General features: G+C 72.2%; 18 protein-coding genes. 9 read left to right on the top strand and 9 right to left on the bottom strand.

All coding sequences use genetic code 11. From position 1 onward, the window contains the following. Positions 1–211: 211 nt before the first annotated feature. The 4 genes from KV557_RS05390 (at position 212) to KV557_RS42210 (ending at position 3,485) form a co-directional block, all read left to right on the top strand. Positions 212–889, top strand: a complete 678-nt coding sequence (locus KV557_RS05390; protein ID WP_030257458.1) for a response regulator transcription factor — start codon at positions 212–214, stop codon at positions 887–889. A gap of 56 nt (positions 890–945) precedes the next feature. Continuing rightward, the gene (locus KV557_RS05385) at positions 946–2,490 is read left to right on the top strand and encodes a sensor histidine kinase (RefSeq protein ID WP_218198543.1); all 1,545 of its coding nucleotides are present in this window, start codon (positions 946–948) and stop codon (positions 2,488–2,490) included. Next, a complete protein-coding gene (locus KV557_RS05380; protein ID WP_218198542.1) occupies positions 2,487–2,810 on the top strand; it encodes a hypothetical protein in 324 nt (107 codons plus the stop codon). Before KV557_RS05385 ends, KV557_RS05380 begins: the two co-directional genes overlap by 4 nt. A 75-nt stretch (positions 2,811–2,885) precedes the next feature. Then, positions 2,886–3,485: a VanZ family protein gene (locus KV557_RS42210; RefSeq protein ID WP_218198541.1), complete on the top strand. Its 600-nt coding sequence runs from the start codon at positions 2,886–2,888 to the stop codon at positions 3,483–3,485. Here KV557_RS42210 and KV557_RS05370 read toward each other — a convergent pair. Further along, complete coding sequence (locus KV557_RS05370) at positions 3,455–4,174, bottom strand: PhzF family phenazine biosynthesis protein (protein WP_218198540.1); 720 nt, start codon at positions 4,172–4,174, stop codon at positions 3,455–3,457. The genes KV557_RS42210 and KV557_RS05370 overlap by 31 nt on opposite strands. Before the next feature lie 141 nt (positions 4,175–4,315). Between KV557_RS05370 and KV557_RS05365 the strand changes: the two genes are divergently transcribed. Beyond that, positions 4,316–4,762, top strand: coding sequence for a hypothetical protein (locus KV557_RS05365; RefSeq protein WP_218198539.1), 447 nt, complete (start codon positions 4,316–4,318; stop codon positions 4,760–4,762). 78 nt (positions 4,763–4,840) lie between these two features. On the opposite strand, the gene aspS is transcribed toward KV557_RS05365, so the two are convergent. Further along, positions 4,841–6,118, bottom strand: coding sequence for an aspartate--tRNA(Asn) ligase (gene aspS / locus KV557_RS05360; protein ID WP_256176942.1), 1,278 nt, complete (start codon positions 6,116–6,118; stop codon positions 4,841–4,843). A gap of 502 nt (positions 6,119–6,620) precedes the next feature. Between aspS and KV557_RS05355 the strand changes: the two genes are divergently transcribed. Beyond that, a complete protein-coding gene (locus KV557_RS05355; protein WP_218198538.1) occupies positions 6,621–6,806 on the top strand; it encodes a PspC domain-containing protein in 186 nt (61 codons plus the stop codon). A gap of 82 nt (positions 6,807–6,888) precedes the next feature. Here the strand turns inward: KV557_RS05355 and KV557_RS05350 are convergent, their stop codons facing one another. The 3 genes from KV557_RS05350 to KV557_RS05340 all read right to left on the bottom strand — a co-directional run bounded on the left by KV557_RS05350 (position 6,889) and on the right by KV557_RS05340 (position 9,787). Further along, positions 6,889–7,257 carry an ATP-binding protein gene (locus tag KV557_RS05350; protein ID WP_218198537.1) on the bottom strand — a complete coding sequence of 123 codons (369 nt, stop codon included), beginning with the start codon at positions 7,255–7,257 and terminating at the stop codon, positions 6,889–6,891. Positions 7,258–7,482: 225 nt separating this feature from the next. Next, on the bottom strand, positions 7,483–8,640 hold the full coding sequence (locus tag KV557_RS05345; RefSeq protein WP_218198536.1) for an adenosine deaminase: 1,158 nt from the start codon (positions 8,638–8,640) through the stop codon (positions 7,483–7,485). A 178-nt stretch (positions 8,641–8,818) separates the two neighbouring features. After that, positions 8,819–9,787, bottom strand: coding sequence for a LysR family transcriptional regulator (locus KV557_RS05340; protein ID WP_218198535.1), 969 nt, complete (start codon positions 9,785–9,787; stop codon positions 8,819–8,821). Positions 9,788–9,878: 91 nt separating this feature from the next. On the opposite strand from KV557_RS05340, the gene KV557_RS05335 reads away from it, so the two are divergent. The 3 genes from KV557_RS05335 (at position 9,879) to KV557_RS05325 (ending at position 12,515) form a co-directional block, all read left to right on the top strand. Then, a complete protein-coding gene (locus KV557_RS05335) occupies positions 9,879–11,159 on the top strand; it encodes an MFS transporter (protein ID WP_218198534.1) in 1,281 nt (426 codons plus the stop codon). A gap of 84 nt (positions 11,160–11,243) precedes the next feature. Continuing rightward, positions 11,244–11,918 (top strand): alpha/beta fold hydrolase, encoded by a 675-nt coding sequence (locus KV557_RS05330; RefSeq protein ID WP_218198533.1) that lies wholly within the window; start codon positions 11,244–11,246, stop codon positions 11,916–11,918. A gap of 42 nt (positions 11,919–11,960) precedes the next feature. Beyond that, entirely contained in the window at positions 11,961–12,515 is a 555-nt protein-coding gene (locus KV557_RS05325) for a Uma2 family endonuclease (protein WP_218198532.1), read from the top strand. A gap of 27 nt (positions 12,516–12,542) precedes the next feature. Here the strand turns inward: KV557_RS05325 and KV557_RS05320 are convergent, their stop codons facing one another. The 4 genes from KV557_RS05320 to KV557_RS05305 all read right to left on the bottom strand — a co-directional run bounded on the left by KV557_RS05320 (position 12,543) and on the right by KV557_RS05305 (position 16,807). Beyond that, positions 12,543–13,820 (bottom strand): thymidine phosphorylase, encoded by a 1,278-nt coding sequence (locus tag KV557_RS05320; protein WP_218198531.1) that lies wholly within the window; start codon positions 13,818–13,820, stop codon positions 12,543–12,545. Between the two features lie 95 nt (positions 13,821–13,915). After that, positions 13,916–14,305 carry a cytidine deaminase gene (locus KV557_RS05315; RefSeq protein WP_218198530.1) on the bottom strand — a complete coding sequence of 130 codons (390 nt, stop codon included), beginning with the start codon at positions 14,303–14,305 and terminating at the stop codon, positions 13,916–13,918. Continuing rightward, positions 14,305–15,570: an ABC transporter permease gene (locus tag KV557_RS05310; protein ID WP_218198529.1), complete on the bottom strand. Its 1,266-nt coding sequence runs from the start codon at positions 15,568–15,570 to the stop codon at positions 14,305–14,307. The genes KV557_RS05315 and KV557_RS05310 overlap by 1 nt, the downstream gene beginning before the upstream one ends. Positions 15,571–15,643: 73 nt before the next feature. Continuing rightward, positions 15,644–16,807 (bottom strand): ABC transporter permease, encoded by a 1,164-nt coding sequence (locus KV557_RS05305; RefSeq protein ID WP_218198528.1) that lies wholly within the window; start codon positions 16,805–16,807, stop codon positions 15,644–15,646. Between the last annotated feature and the right edge of the window lies 1 nt (position 16,808).

Raw genomic sequence — 16,808 nt, 5'->3', positions numbered from 1 at the left:
GGCCCGCTGTCCTGCGGCGACATGGAAAATCCTGCCCGGTGGTTGTGATGGCGCTGTCCGCCGACTGTCACAGGGGTGTCACAGGGGCGGGCCTTTCGTCCCGGTCCGCCTCCCTCCGTTCCGGACGCCGGGGGCGCTCCTTCCGGTTCCCATACGGGCGGTGACCGGTCCGGGGGGTGATTCGGCGCTTCCGGTGGGACAAAATGGGGCCGTGCCTTTCCTCCTACTGATCGAGGACGACGACGCCATCCGGACCGGCCTCGAACTCGCCCTCACCCGCCAGGGCCACCGTGTGGCCACCGCCGCCTCCGGCGAGGACGGACTGAGGCTCTTCAAGGAGCAGCGGCCCGATCTGATCGTCCTGGACGTCATGCTGCCCGGAATCGACGGCTTCGAGGTGTGCCGCCGGATCCGGCGCACCGACCAGCTGCCGATCATCCTGCTGACCGCCCGGTCCGACGACATCGACGTGGTGGTCGGCCTGGAATCCGGCGCGGACGACTACGTCGTCAAGCCGGTGCAGCCGCGCGTCCTGGACGCCCGGATCCGGGCCGTGCTGCGTCGCGGTGAGCGGGAGAGCTCGGACTCCTCCGCGTACGGCAGCGTGGTGATCGACCGGGCGGCGATGACCGTCACCAAGGACGGGCAGGACCTCCAGCTCACCCCGACCGAGCTGCGGCTGCTGCTGGAGCTCAGCCGCCGGCCCGGGCAGGCGCTCTCCCGGCAGCAGTTGCTGCGACTGGTCTGGGAGCACGACTACCTGGGCGACTCGCGTCTGGTGGACGCCTGCGTGCAACGGCTGCGGGCGAAGGTCGAGGACGTGCCGTCCGCGCCGACCCTGATCCGGACGGTGCGCGGCGTCGGCTACCGGCTGGACCCGCCGGCCTGAACCGGCCTCTTCCTTGTTCGCAAAATCCCTGAACTCCCGTACGACGACAGGCTCTTGTGACTGACCATCAGACGACGACCCGACGGTTCGCCACGGGCCCGTGGCGGAAGCTGCGCTCGCTGCGGGTGCGGCTGATCGCGGTGTTCGCGGCGGTCGCGCTGCTCGCCGCCGTCTCGGCCTCCGGCATCGCCTACTGGCTGAACCGCGACGCGGTGCTCAAGCGCGCCCAGGACACGGCGCTCAACGACTTCCGGGTCTCGCTCAGCCGCAACGTCTCCGACCTGCCGCTGAACGCGAGCTGCCCGGACCTGGCCGCGCTCGCCTCGACCGTCGCCAGCTCCGGGCTGAGTTACGACGTCGTGGTGGTCGACCCGGCGCACCCCGAGTGCCCGGCCTCCTCCGACCCGACGCACTTCACGCTCGCCGACGTGCCGACCGCGCTGCGGTCCACCGTCGCCCGGCCGCGCGACATCACCGAGAGCAACGCGTACCCGTACCACCTGTACTGGCAGCGGCAGAACCTGGAGGGCCGCCCGTTCGTGATCGGCGGCACCAAGGTGGTGCCGAGCGGCCCGACGGCGTACATGTTCAAGTCGCTGGAGAACGAGCGGGCCGACCTCAACACGCTGGGCTGGTCGCTGGCCATCGCAACCCTGCTCGCACTGATCGGCTCGGCCCTGCTCGCCCAGGCCGCGTCGGCGACCGTGCTGCGGCCGGTCAAGCGGCTCGGTGACGCCGCCCGGCGGCTCGGCGAGGGGCACCTGGACACCCGGCTCGAAGTCGACGGCTCGGACGAACTCGCGGACCTGGCAAGAACGTTCAACCGGGCCGCGGAGTCGCTGCACGAGCAGGTCGAGGAGCTGAGCGCGCGCGAGGCGCAGAGCCGGCGATTCGTCGCCGACATGTCGCACGAGCTGCGCACGCCGCTGACCGCGATGACCGCCGTCACCGACATCCTGGAGGACGAGGCCGAGTCGCTGGACCCGATGATCGAGCCGGCCGTCCGGCTCGTCGTCAGCGAGACCCGGCGGCTGTCCGACCTGGTGGAGAACCTGATGGAGGTGACCCGCTTCGACGCCGGCACCGCCAAACTGGTCGCCGACGAGGTGGACATCGCCGACCTGATCATGTCCTGCATCGACGGCCGGGCCTGGTACGACGCGGTCGAACTGGACGCCCCGCGCGGCGTCCTGGCCGTGGTCGACCCGCGCCGCCTCGACGTCGTCTTCGCCAACCTGATCGGCAACGCGCTCAAGCACGGCGGCTCGCCGGTGCGGGTCAGGGTCCGGGAGACCGACGGCTCGGTCGTGGTCGAGGTCTCGGACAGCGGCCCCGGCATCCCCGAGGACGTGCTGCCGCACGTCTTCGACCGCTTCTACAAGGCCGACCGGGGGCGGGCCCGCTCGGAGGGCAGCGGCCTGGGGCTGTCCATCGCGATGGCCAACGCACAGATCCACGGGGGGACGATCACGGCGGCGAACGGGGAGGTCGGGGCAGTGTTCACACTGACGCTGCCGCTGGCCCCGCCGCCTCCGCCGTCCGCGGGCGGGACCGGGGACGGCCCCGTCGGCGACGCCGCCGAGGACAAGGACGCCCAGTGAGATCCCCCAGCCCCACCACGCTGCGCCGCACCGCCGGCGTGCTGATCCTGCTCGCGCTGGCCTCCGGCTGCGGGATCCGCCCGACCGCCGTCCCGGTGGACGCGGGCGCCCCGGCCAGCCGGACGGCCTGCCCGACCGCCCCGCACGTACCGACCGCCCTGGCCACACCCACCCCGCCCGGCCCGAGCCTGCCCCCGGCCCGGAGCACCGCCAAGCCCGGCCCGAGCCCGTCCCCCGCACCTTCGACCACGGTCACGCCGCCGCCGGCGGACAACGTGTTCAGCGCCCTGCCGACGGCCACCGCCAACGCCTGCAGGTAGGCGGGGAAGGGCGCGCGTCGGAATGTTCACGCCCGGCGTGGAACCGCCACGCCACCGGCTCACGTCCTTCCCCCCGTGCAGCGAGATGGCACCAGGACAGGCGACGAGCGTTCCGGCGTACGGACCGACACCCGGCCGGCGGCGGCCGTCCACCGTCCCCTCCGGCGGGTCGGGGTGGCGGGCCTCGCCTTCCACCTGTCGCTGGTCCTCTGGCTGGTGGTGCTGAGACCCCTGCCGGTGGCCTGGGTCTACGACGCCAACCTGACACCGCTGGCCTCCCTCCGCTCCTCGACCGGCTGGCAGGTGGTCGGCGAACTGCTCCTGCTGGCCCCGCTCGGCGTCCTGCTCCCGCTGGCCGGCGGCCGGCCGCGGGCCCGCTGGCTGCCGTCCTTCCTCCAGACCACCGGTGTCTCCGCCCTGCTGGCCACCGGCCTGGAGTTCCTCTCCTCCTGGACGCCCGGGCACGTCCTCAACGTCGACCACATACTGCTCGCCGTGATCGGCGTCGCCGTCACCCACGCCGCCCTCGTCCCGGCCCTGCGACGGCTGCTGCGGGACCGGCGGGCCCGGGTTCGGGCGCCCGAGGTGGCCACCCTGGTGAGCCCGCCGGTCGCCGCCGTCGCCCCGGCCCGGGCCGCCCGCGCCTACGCCGAGCCGACGCCGCCCGCCCGCTGAGCCGACACCCCCTGCGCCGCCACCCGCTGGGCCGACTCCTGCTGGGCCGACGCCCGGACCACCCGGCCGCCGACCTCGATCAGCCCGCCCGGGCGCGGCCCGGTCAGGATCCGCGAACCCCGCCCCTGGGTGACGGTCAGCGCCCGCCCGAGCCGCGCCGTCAGCAGCAGCGCCGCCGCGCCCGTCGCCTCGTCCTCGTCGATCCCGTCACCGCGCCCCGGGAATCCCCGCGCCCGGACCGTCCCGGCCGCCTCGTCCTGCCACGCCCACGCGTAGATCCACTCCCCCGGCGGCGGCACCTCCAGCGCATCCACCTCGGCCACCGACCCGTACTGCCGCAGCGTGCGCGTCGGCGCCCACTCGGGGCGCGCCTCGATCAGCGTCAGCTCGCCCTCCCGCCGCACGCCCACGACCCCGGCGGCCGTGACCAGCCGGTCCGCCCCGAGCAGCCATGCCACGCCCACACAGGGGTGCCCGGCGAAGGGCAGGCGGAGCGTCGGGGTGTAGATGTCGATCTCGCCGCGCTCGGCATCGTCGACGAACACCGTCTCGCTGTAACCGAGTTCCCGCGCGAACGCCTGACGCTCCGCCCGCTCCGGCAGGGCCGATCCGTCCCGGACGACGCCGAGTTCGTTCCCGTATTCGCCACCGGGCCCGCAAAAGACCCGCAGCACCTCATAGTCAGTCATTTCCCCACCCTTTCAGAGTGCATGCGGCAGAGCGCAACAAGTCCGTGATGAAAAGGCGGCGACGGATGTCGGCGGCCTTTAGTACTGTGCGCTCTCGTCCCCAAGCGGTTCACGTTTCTTTCCATCCCACAGGAACCCACTTTGAACAATCTCGACTTCAGTGCCGAGCCCCTTTTCTCCTGGTACGTCGTCCTGCTGGCCCTCAGCGGCGTCCTCATGCTGGGCCTCGGAGCGGTCGCCGGCGGCCTGAAGGCCGGCTGGCGCATCGTCAACGTCCTCGCGGGTATCGGGTTCCTGGGCTACGCCTACTACCTGGCCTTCGTCTTCGAGGGCGGCACGTACGTGCTGTTCTTCAAGGCGTTCTTCCTGCCGGTGGCGCTGATCGCCTATTCGGTGAAGGCCATCGTCGAGCGCGGCAACACCAAGACCCGGACCCAGCAGCCGGTCCCGCCGGCGGCGGCGTACAGCCCGAACGGCCAGGCGGCGCCGTACCAGCCGAACGGGCAGGCCGCGCCGGGCAACCCGTACGCCCAGCCCGTCCCGCCCGCGCAGCCCGGGGCGCAGCCGCAGCCCCCGCAGGCCGGCTGACCCCACACGCCCGAAGGCCCGGCCGCCCCCGCTGTCCGGCGGGGGCGGGCGGGCCTTCCGTTGCGATCGGCTCGGCCGTCAGGGCGTCAGCCTGTGCAGGTCGCGCGGGAAGAGCGTTGTCCGGCGGATGTTGTCCGTGCCCGTGAGCCGGGCCGTCCAACGCTCCAGCCCGAGCGCGAAGCCGCCGTGCGGGGGCATGCCGTGCGCGAAGGACTGCAGGTAGCCCGCGTACGGTTCGACCGGCTCGCCGCGTTCCGCCAGCGCTGCGAGGTAGTCCTCGTGGCGGTGCAACCGCTGGCCGCCGGTGACCAGTTCGAGCCCGCGGAAGAGCAGGTCGAAGCTGTTGGAGTACTCCGGCCTGCCCGGCTCCGGGTGGGTGTAGAAGGGCCGTTTGCGCATCGGGTAACCGACCACGAACAGGAACTCGCTGCCGTGCTCGCGCAGCGCCCACTCGCTGAGCCACCGCTCGTGGGCCGGGGCGAGGTCCGGCTCGTCGGCGCCGAGCAGCCGCATCGCGTCGGCGAAGTGGATCTGCGGGATCTCGGCGGGGACGGCGGGCAGCTTCACCTCCAGCAGGTCGGCCGCGGCGCCGGCCCGGGCGGCGACCGACTCGACCATCCCGGCGACGACCTCGCGCAGGACGGCCATCACCTCGCGGTGGTCGGCGATGAAGCCGAGTTCCGCGTCGAGGCTGGTGTACTGCGCCAAGTGCCGTGCGGTGTCGTGGGGTTCGGCCCGGAACACCGGCCCGGTCTCGTAGACCCGCTCGAACACCCCGACCATCGCCTGCTTGAAGAACTGCGGCGACTGCGCCAGGTACGCCGGGCGGCCGAACCAGTCCAGCGCGAAGACGTTCGCCCCGGACTCGGTGGCCGAGGAGACCACCTTCGGGGTCTGGATCTCGGTGAAGCCGAGCCCGTCCAGCGTCCCGCGGAACCCGGCGACCGAGGCCGCGGAGATACGGTGCAGCGCGGACAGCCGGGGGTGGCGCAGCGTGACGGGCGCGCCGTCGAGGACGACCGGCAGCGCGGCCTCGACGGTGGGCCGGAAGAGGCTGAACGGCGGCGCCTCGGCGAGGCTGGACAGCACCTCGACGCTCGGCGAGGTCAGCTCGACGCCGTTCGGCGCCTGCGGGTTGGCGGTGACCGTGCCGCGGATCCGCAGGACGGTCTCCTCCGGCAGGTTGGGCCCGGTGCCGGTGGTGACCACCTGGGCGAGGCCGGAGCGGTCCCGGATCACCAGGAAGGTGACGGACTTGAGTGCGCGGCGGCGGTGCAGCCAGCCGCTGAGTTCGACGGATTCGCCGACGTGGCCGGGTAGTTCGGCGGCCAGAACGCGGGTCGTCGGGTGGATCATCGCGGCCCTCCGGGGGCGTCGTGGTGATCCCTTCGGAGTGCGGGCGAGAAGGGCAACTCGCGGTGCCACCGCACTTTCGCCGCCGCCGTGACGGGCTTCGGCCTCGTTGCGGCCCGGTGACGGGGGCCGGCCGGCGGGGCATTTCCTCCCCGCACTCAGGAGTGTCTTCCCTCCGGGGCGCAAGGCCGCCTTCACAGCTGCCGGCGGCTCTCTCGGCTCGCGGGGCCCGGAAGTACTCGTCTCCCTCGACGTGTTGCCGGAGAGGCTAGACCGGGCCGTCCGCCCTGCGCAACGGCTATTTCCGGTGAGCGGATCCGCCCGGGCGCGGCGCCGGCCTCCGGGTGGTCCCTGAGCCGGACCCCGAGACGGGGCTACGCCTCGCCGGTGAGGCGGCCGTCGCGGGGATCGGCTCGTGGGCGGACGGATCCGGCGGGGCGGCGGCGGAGCATGGAAGTACGCCCGCCGGAGAGGCCGGACCGGGCGCTACGACACGGAGACCGCCATGAGCCCGCGCCTCGCCCGCCCCCGTCACAACCGCGTCATCGCCGGCGTCTGCGCCGGGATCGCCGAGCGCTTCGGCCTGTCGGCCTGGACGGTCCGGCTGATCTTCCTGGCCTCGTGCCTGCTGCCCGGCCCGCAGTTCCTGATCTACCTGGCCCTCTGGCTACTCCTCCCTCAGGAACCGTGAACCAGGAGCCGTGAACACGGCGACGGGCCGCCCGCCCCGGGGTCACCGGGGCGAGCGGCCCGTCGCCGTGCCGGCGGCTTGCTCAGCCGCCCAGGCCCGGCAGCGGCAGGGTGTTGGTCAGCCCGCCGAGCGGGGTCTTGTCGACACCCGGGATGCTCGGCACGGCGGCGCGCTGCTGGGTGACCCCGGCGATCGGCCCCTCGGGGGCGGCCGGCGCGGCCTGGCCGGCGCTGGGGGCCAGGGTGCCGAGGGTGCCCGTGACCTTGTCGCCGCCGGGCAGCTTGGTGGCGGTGTCGGTGACCGCACCGGTGACCGCGGGGTTCGACAGCGCGGTGGTGGGCAGCCCGACGCCGCCGGGAGCGGGCGCGTCGGCGGACGCGGTGCCGGCGCCCACCGCCGCGATGGCGATGCCGAGCGCCGCGGTGCCGGCGGCCTTGAGAGCCTGCTTCATGAATTCGTCCCCTTGAGTCCTCGTCGGTGGCCGACGCAACTCGCGGGGACGGACGACCGACCGTCGCCACGGCCTGTCGGCGATGACTGGCACACCGTAGTGAGTGGGCCACGCGGGGATCAAAGAGCGTTCACTCACCCGAGTGACTAGTCAGATGAACGCCAATTTCCTTCCCAGAAACCGGCGTTCATCCGACCCAGTTCGTCCGACCAACCCCGGACGGGCTCAGTGCTCGCCGGCACCCGCGCTGAACAGCCACTCCGCCTTGAGCTCGGCGTAGCCCGGCTTGATCACGTCGTTGATCATCGCCAGCCGCTCGTCGAACGGCAGGAACGCCGACTTCATCGCGTTCACCGTGAACCACTCCATGTCCCCCAGCGTGTAGCCGAAGGCCTCCACCAGGTGCGCGAACTCCTGGCTCATGCTGGTGCCGCTCATCAGCCGGTTGTCGGTGTTCACGGTGACCCGGAACTTCAGCCGGCTGAGCAGCCCGATCGGGTGCTCGGCGTACGAGGCCGCCGCCGCCGTCTGCAGGTTGGAGGTGGGGCACATCTCCAGCGGGATGCGCTTGTCGCGCACGTACGCGGCCAGCCGGCCGAGCTCGACGCTGCCGTCCTCGTTCACCGTGATGTCGTCGACGATCCGCACGCCGTGGCCGAGCCGGTCGGCGCCGCAGCACTGCAGGGCCTCCCAGATCGACGGCAGGCCGAAGGCCTCGCCCGCGTGGATGGTGAAGTGGTTGTTCTCGCCCTTGAGGTAGTCGAAGGCGGCCTGGTGGCGGGTCGGCGGGTGGCCGGCCTCGGCGCCGGCGATGTCGAAGCCGACGACGCCCTGGTCCCGGTAGCGGTTGGCCAGTTCGGCGATCTCGGTGGAGCGGGCGGCGTGCCGCATCGCGGTGAGCAGGGTGCCGACGCGGATCCGGTGGCCGGCCGCGCGGGCGTTGGCCTCGCCGAGGCGGAAGCCCTCGTTGACGGCCTGGACGACCTCGTCCAGGGTCAGGCCGGCCTCCAGGTGCTGCTCGGGGGCGTACCGGACCTCGGCGTAGACGACGCCGTCGGCGGCCAGGTCCTCGGCGCAGTCGGCGGCGACCTTGATCAGGGCGTCGCGGGTCTGCATGACCGCGCAGGTGTGCGCGAAGGTCTCCAGGTAGCGGACCAGCGAGCCGGAGTCGGCGGCCTCGCGGAACCACTCGCCGAGTTCCTTGGGGTCGGTGGTGGGGAGGCCCTCGTAGCCGGTCGCGGCGGCCAGCTCGACGACGGTCTCCGGGCGCAGCCCGCCGTCGAGGTGGTCGTGCAGGAGCACCTTCGGCGCGCGGCGGATCTGGTCGGGGGTGGGGATGCGCGGGCCGGTGCCCGCGGCGGTGACAGGGATCTGCTTCTCCATTGCGGAAATATAGCCCCTACGCGCGTAGACCCACCACCGCCAACACGGCCGGTTCGTCGAAAGTCCACCCGGAATTCCACCGCCCGGGCCAGCGGCGTCACATTTCCGAACGCCTCCGTCGCGCTTTCCGGACGCCTCGGCCGTGTTTCCGAACGCCTCGGTCGCGATTCCGCGCGCCTCAGTCGTGCTGCAGCAGCCGCCCCCTCCGCGACAGCACGAAATCCCGGAACGCCCGCACCGGCGGGGTGAGCGGCCGACCCGCCGCCCAGGCCAGCCCGATCGCCCGCCGGGTACGCGGCGCCGTCACCTCCAGCTCCACCACCCCCGGCCGCGGCACCAGGGCGGGCGGCAGCAGCGCCACTCCCAGCCCGGCCGCGACCAGTCCGCGCAGCGTCTCCGCCTCCTCCCCCTCGAAGGCCAGCCGCGGCACGAACCCGGCCTCCGCGCAGAACCCGTCCGTGATCGCCCGCAGCCCGTACCCCTGCTCCAGCCCGACGAACGGCTCCTCCGCCACCTCCCCCAGCCGGATCCGCCGCCGCCCGGCCAGCCGGTGGTCCGCCGGGACGACCAGGTGCAGCCGCTGCTCGTCCAGCGGGCGGGCGACGAAGGCCGGATCGTCCGGCAGCGGCGCCACCAGACAGAGGTCCAGCTCGCCGTCCTGCGTGCGCTCCAGCATCGCGGCGACGTAGTCCTGCACCAGCTGGAACCGGACCTGCGGATGCGCCGCCCGGAACCCGCGCAGCAGCGCCGGCACCGCGTCCGTCCCCATCGTGTGCAGGAAGCCGAACGCCACCCGCCCGACCGCCGGATCCGCCTCCGCCCGGGCCGCCTCGGCGCCACGCTCGACCTCCGCCAGCGCCCGCTCCACCGACGCCAGCAACAGCCGGCCGGCCCTGGTCAGCCGGACCGTCCGGCCCTGACGGGCCAGCAGATCCACCCCCAGCTCCTCCTCCAGCCGGGCCACCGCCCGGGACAGCGTCGGCTGCGGCATCCCGAGCAGGGCCGCCGCCTGCGTCACGTGCTCCAGCCGGGCCACGGCGGCGAACTGGGCCAGCCGGGGCGCCAGTTGGACGGCCGGCAGGTCCGGCCCCAGCTCGGCCTGCCGGTACCGCGACTCCGTTCCGTCCGCCACTTCCTCCGCGGTCATCCCGCCACCACCTCGACTCATACGTCAGTGCATCGATCATCCCTGCTTCATGCATTGGACGCATCAACACGGCACGCTTAACGTCGACGACATGCAGCCCGCCGATACCAGGGCATCCGTGCCCGCCCCGGATGCCTCCGCCGCCAACCCTCCCCACGACGACCGCCACCGCCCCGGCCAGCGCGCCTTCCGCCGCGCCAACCTCGCCCTGTTCGCCGCCGGTGTCGCCACCTTCGTCCTGCTCTACTCCACCCAGGGCCTGCTGCCGATCCTCTCCGCCGACCTCGACCTCACCCCGGGCCAGGCCAGCTGGACCGCCTCCGCCGCCACCCTCGGACTCGCCCTCGCCCTGCTCCCCGCCAGCGCGCTCTCCGACCGGTACGGCCGCACCGCCGTGATGACGGCCTCCGTCCTCGCCGCCTCCGCGCTCGCCCTCGCCCTGCCGTTCGCGCCCGACCTCACCACCCTCGTCGTGCTGCGCGTCCTCCAGGGCGCCGCCCTCGCCGGGCTCCCCGCCACCGCGATGGCCTACCTCGCCGAGGAGGTCCACCCGAGCGCCCTGGCCTCCGCGATGGGCCTGTACGTGGCCGGCAACAGCATCGGCGGCATGGGCGGCCGGCTGCTCTCCGGCTGGACCGCCGCCGCCCTCGGCTGGCGCTGGGGCCTCGCCGCCGCGGCCGCGCTCGCCCTGCTGGCCGCGCTCGCCTTCCGGCTGCTGATCCCCGCCGCCCGGCACTTCACCCCGGCCCCGGTGGACGCCCGCGCCCTCGCCCGCACGGTCGGACGGCACCTGCGCAACCCGCTGCTGGTCCGGCTGTACGCGCTCGGGCTGCTGTTCATGGCCGTGTTCGGCGCGGTCTACAACACCGTCGGCTACCGGCTGATCGCCGCGCCCTTCCGCCTGCCGGAGTCGGTCGCCGCCTCGATCTTCGTGGTCTACCTGGTCGGCACCGGCACCTCCGCCGCGGCCGGCCGCCTCTCCGCCCGCCTCGGCCGGCGCGGCGCCCTCTACGTCTCCATCGGCGTGACGGCCGCCGGGCTCCTGCTCTCCCTCACCGACTCACTGGCCTGCGCCCTGCTCGGCCTGGTCCTCATCACCGCCGGCTTCTTCGCCGGCCACGCCACCGCGTCCTCCGCCGTCGGCCGCACCGCCACCGAGGGTCGCGCCCAGGCCTCCGCCCTCTACCTGATCGCCTACTACCTGGGCAACAGCCTCGGCGGCACCCTCGGCGCCGACGCCTACCACACCACCGGCTGGCCCGGCGCCGCCACTGTGGGCCTCACCGCCATGACCCTCGCCGCCGCCGTCACCCTCTACGCCACCCACCGCGCCCACGCGGCCGCCCGGCAGGCGGTGCCGGTCATTCGTTGATCTTGCGGCGAATACCTGACGGCAAGTGTCAGGTATTCGCCGTAGGTTCCTCCCGAACCGCACGAACGACCAGAGGAACACGACATGGCGACCTTCGTTCTGATCCCCGGCATGCTGCACGGCGCCTGGTGGTACCGGCCGCTCACCGACGGGCTGCGCGCCGCCGGGCACGAGGTCCACCCGCTGACGCTGACCGGGGTTGCCGAACGCGGGCACCTGAACACCGCGGCGGTCAACCTGGACACCCACATCCAGGACGTGCTCGGGCTGCTGGAGGCGGAGCGGATCACCGACGCGGTCCTGGTCGGGCACAGCTACGGCGGTCTGGTCGTCTCCGGCGTGGCCGACCGGGCGCCCGAGCGGATCGCAGGGCTGGTCTACGCGGACGCCTTCGTCCCACGCGACGGTGAGTCGGCCTTCCAGATCGTCAACGACGTCTGGAAGCAGCGCTATCTGGCCGGCGCCGCCGCCGGCGACGGCCGCACCGTGGCCGGCCTGAGCCCCTTCCTGGACCCGCGCGCCACCGTCCACCCGCTGGCCACGCTGTTCCAGCCGGTGCACCTCACCGGCGCCGTCGACACCGTCACGCGACGCGTCTACATCCACGCCGAGCGCTTCGGGGAAACCCCGTTCCTCCCCACCTACGAGCGCCTGCTGGACGACCCCACCTGGACCGTCCACGCCCTCCCGAGCGGCCACGACCTCATCCGCGACGCCCCCGAGGACTTCCTCAAGATCACCCTCGCCATGGCCGACTGACGATAGCTTCGGCTGCCGACCGCCGCCGATAGACTCCGGAAGATGAGCACCGATCCTGCTGTGTATGCCCGGTTGCGGGAGATCGCGGATCAACTGCCACAGGTGCCGGGGGCAGGGAAGGTCGAGATCGCCGACGGCAAGATCCTCATGATGCTGTCACCGGTCCTGCGGCACGAGCTCGCCGTTGCCCGCACGGCTGAGCAGCTGAACGCCCAGCTCCCGCAGACCCACCCCGGCTACATCGCTCACGGCGGCGCGGACCTGGAAGATGCCGGCCTGGGCAGGTTGCGGAATCCGGATCTGATGGTGTTCGCCGAAGCGAGCCTTGAGGGCGAAGAACCGGCACTCCTCCCCCACGAGGTGGTGCTTGTCGTGGAGATCGTCTCCAAGTCCGATCCGGAGAACGATTACCGCGACAAGGTCCGCGACTACACGGCGATGGGCATCCCGCTCTACCTGATCATCGATCCCCGCACGGGCACCGGCATCGTGCACTCCGAGCCCGGCTACGCGTCCCGCGAGACGTTCGTCTTCGGCGACACGATCACGGTCGGCCCGTGGACCCTCGACACCGGCGTCCTGCGGACGTACGCCTGAGCACACGCCCGCAGGACGCCGGACGCATCAGGCGATGCGGTCGAGGACGATCGGGTTCGGGGTGAACGCCGTGCCCGCCGGGGAGACCTCGATGCCGCCGGTCAGGGCCTCGATGGCGTAGTCGTAGCGCTCGGGGGTGTCGGTGTGCAGGGTCAGCAGGGGCTGGCCGGCCACGACGGTGTCGCCGGGCTTGGCGTGCATCTCGACGCCGGCGCCGGCCTGGACCGGGTCCTCCTTGCGGGCGCGGCCGGCGCCGAGGCGCCAGGCGCAGACGCCGACGGCGTAGGCGTCGAGCGTGGTGAGCACGCCGGAGGCCGGGGCCGGGATGATGTGCTGCTCGCGGGCGACCGGGAGCGGGGCGTCGACGTCCCCGCCCTGGGCGGCGATCATGCGGCGCCAGTGGTCCATCGCGGAGCCGTCGCGCAGCGCGTCGGCCGGGTCCTTGCCGTGCACGCCGGCCGCGGCGAGCATCTCGCGGGCGAGGGCGAGGGTGAGCTCGACGACGTCGGCGGGGCCGCCGCCGGCCAGCACCTCGACGGACTCGCGGACCTCCAGCGCGTTGCCCGCGGTGAGGCCGAGCGGGGTGGACATGTCGGTGAGCAGGGCGACGGTGTTGACCCTGGCGGTGGTGCCCAGGCCGACCATGGTGCGGGCGAGTTCGCGGGCGTCGTCGAGGTTCTTCATGAACGCGCCGGAGCCGACCTTGACGTCCAGGACGAGCGCGCCGGTGCCCTCGGCGATCTTCTTGGACATGATCGAGGAGGCGATCAGCGGGATGGCCTCGACGGTGCCGGTGACGTCGCGCAGCGCGTACAGCTTCTTGTCGGCGGGGGCGAGGCCGTCGCCGGCGGCGCAGATGACCGCGCCGGCGTCGCGCAGCACGTCCATCATCTCGTCGTTGGAGAGCAGGGCGCGCCAGCCGGGGATGGACTCCAGCTTGTCGAGGGTGCCGCCGGTGTGGCCGAGGCCGCGGCCGGAGAGCTGCGGGACGGCGGCGCCGCAGGCGGCGACGAGCGGGGCGAGCGGGAGGGTGATCTTGTCGCCGACGCCGCCGGTGGAGTGCTTGTCGCTGGTGGGCAGCGGGAGGGAGGAGAAGTCCATCCGGACGCCGGACCGGATCATGGCGTCGGTCCAGCGGCTGATCTCGCGCAGGTTCATGCCGTTCAGCAGGATCGCCATGGCCAGGGCGGACATCTGCTCGTCGGCGACCTCGCCACGGGTGTAGGCGTCGATGACCCAGTCGATCTGAGCGTCGCTCAGCTCTCCGCGGTCGCGCTTGGTCCTGATGACGGAGGGGGCGTCCATGCGTGCTCCAAGAGGGGTTCAAAAGCGAAGAGTGTCGCAAGATGACCGGGTTCCGGCCCACTCGCGACACTCTACGCGCGTAACAATTGCAGATGCTAGAGCCGCTCCGGCCCGAACGCGTCGGGCAGAACCTTGCTCATCGGCCGTATGCCCGAGGGCAGGTCGATCAGCAGCTCGGGACCGCCGTGCTCGTACAGCAGCTGGCGGCAGCGCCCGCACGGCATCAGCAGCTCGCCGGCCCCGTCCACACAGGTGAACGCGACCAGCCGGCCGCCGCCACCGGCGTGCAGCGCGGACACCAGCCCGCACTCGGCGCACAGCCCGAGCCCGTACGAGGCATTCTCGACATTGCAGCCGGTGACCAGCCGCCCGTCGTCCACCAGCGCCGCCGCGCCGACCGGGAACTTGCTGTACGGGGCGTACGCGTGGCTCATCGCCTCGCGCGCAGCCGTGCGCAGCCGCTCCCAGTCGATCACGGGGGCCATCACTTGCCCTGGCCCTTGCGGTAGATCTGGCCGTCCGCCTTCGGCATCCGCAGACGCTGCGAGGCCAGCGACAGGACCACCAGGGTGATCAGGTACGGCGTGGCGACGATCAGCGGGCGCTGCACCTGGTCGGTGAGCGCGTACCAGGCGCCGAGGCCGCCGGAGATCACGATCGAGATCGCCGCGCCGGTGAACTTCCGGCGGTACAGCTGCCAGAGCGCGAGCAGCGCCATCGCGATCGAGACGATCAGGATCAGCACGTGCACCGACTCCGGGTCGCGCAGCTGGAGGCTGTCGGTGAAGCCGAACAGCCCGGCGCCCATGGCGAGCCCGCCCGGCATCCAGTTGCCGAAGATCATCGCCGCGAGGCCGATGAAGCCTCGGCCGAGGGTCTGGCCGTCCTTGTAGAAGTGCGCCGCGACCAGCGAGAGGTACGCCCCGCCGAGGCCGGCGAAGGCGCCGGAGGCGATGACCGCGAGGTACTTGTACTTGTAGACGTTGACGCCCAGCGACTCGGCCGCGGTCGGGTTCTCACCGCAGGAGCGCAGCCGCAGGCCGAACACCGTGCGCCAGAGCGCGAAGTAGCTGACCACGATCAGCGCGCCGGCCAGCAGCACGACCACCGAGATGTTGGTGATCAGACCGCCGAGCACGCCGGCGAGGTCCGACACGAAGAACCAGTGGTGCTTCTCGATGCCGTCGAGCCAGGGCGACAGTCCCGGGATCGTGATGTACGGCAGCGGATCCGCCGGCGGGGACTGGTTCGCGCCGGCCCCGGCGGAGATGTAGTCCTTGTAGTAGATCCGGTTGACGTACGCGCAGATGCCGGGGATCAGCAGGTTGATACCGACACCGGACACGATGTGGTCGACGCCGAAGGTGACGGTGATGACCGCGTGCAGCAGGCCACCGAGCGCACCGCCGAGCATGCCGGCCACCAGGCCGAACCACGGGTTGACGAGGTATCCGGCCCAGGCGCCGCAGAAGGTGCCGGCGACCATCATGCCTTCGAGGCCGATGTTGACCACGCCGGCCCGCTCGGACCAGAGACCGCCCAGACCGGCCATGCCGATCGGCACGGCGGCGCTGAGCGCGGCGGTGATCTGCCCGGAGGAGGTCAGCGAGTGGTTGCCGGTGGCCATGCCCACGGCGGAGAACAGGGCCAGGGCGCCCGCGATCAGCAGGAGCACCACGGGCCAGGACAGCTTGCGCTTCTGGGCGGGCGCACCGGGCGCCTTCGGACGAGCAGCAGTGGCGGTGCTCATGCCCACACCTCGCTTCGCTCGGCGCGTGCTTCGCACAACGCGCTGTACTTCATGGCTCGCTCGCTTCGCTCGTTCACGCGGCCGCCTCCTTCTTCTCAGTGGCCGCGAGCTGGGCGGCGAGCTGGGCGCCGACCTTCTGCTGCTGGCGCTTCAGGCCGTACCGGCGCACCAGCTCGTACGCGACGACGACGCAGATGACGATGGTGCCCTGCATGACGGCGACGATCTCGAACGGGAAGCCGCCGTTCTTCGGCAGCGGCAGCTGGGAACCGGTGGAGTCCAGGAACGCGAACAGCAGCGCCGCGAAGGCCATGCCGATCGGGCTGTTCCGGCCGAGCAGGGCGACGGAGATGCCCAGGAAGCCGAGGTTCTGCTGGAAGCCCTGACCGAAGTTGTACGAGTTCTGCAGCAGCTCGGGCAGGCCGATCAGGCCGGCCAGCGCGCCGGAGACCGCCATCGAGATCATGACCATCCGCTTGACGTTCACGCCGGACGCGGTGGCGGCGCTCTCCGAGCGGCCGGTGGCGCGCAGGTCGAAGCCGAAGCGGGTGCGGGTCAGCACGAACTGGAAGGCCACGCCGACCAGGAGGGCGATGAAGATGAAGCCCCAGAGGTTGCCGCCGGCCGTGTTGAACGAGAAGAAGTGGCTGGACTGCGAGACCGGGTCGGTCTGGATCGAGTTGCTGGTGGTGCCCTGCTTCGGCGCGAAGATGCCCGGGACGAGGAGCAGACCGATGATCGCGATCGAGATGGCGTTCAGCATGATGGTCGAGATGACCTCGCTGACGCCGCGGTAGACCTTCAGCGCACCGGCGATGCTCGCGTACAGACCACCGACCAGCATGGCGGTGATCAGCAGCAGCGGGATCTGGATGATCGACGGCAGGTTGATCTGGGCGCCCACGTAGGCCGTGAACAGCGCCGCGACCTTGTACTGGCCCTCGACGCCGATGTTGAACAGGTTCATCCGGAACCCGAACGCGGCGGCCGCGGCGGCCAGGTAGTAGGTGGTGGACCGGTTGAGGATCGCCACCTGGCCGTCCGACTTCGTGGCGTACGTGATCATCACGTTCCACGCGTCGAACGGGTTCTTGCCCGAGGTCGCCAGCAGGATCGAGCAGATCGTCACCGAGAGCACGACCGCGAGCACCGGCGCCGCCAGTGCGAGCACGATCCGCTCACCGCTGATCCGCTGCGCCAGGCTGCGCTTGGCGGCGGGAGGGTTGGGACTGGTCATG

Origin of the sequence: Kitasatospora aureofaciens (assembly GCF_019192735.1) — a bacterium.
GTDB classification, from domain to species: Bacteria; Actinomycetota; Actinomycetes; order Streptomycetales; family Streptomycetaceae; genus Kitasatospora; species Kitasatospora aureofaciens_A.
The sequence above is the reverse complement of the archived record's forward strand: the minus strand, read 5'-3'. Positions and strand labels throughout refer to the sequence as shown.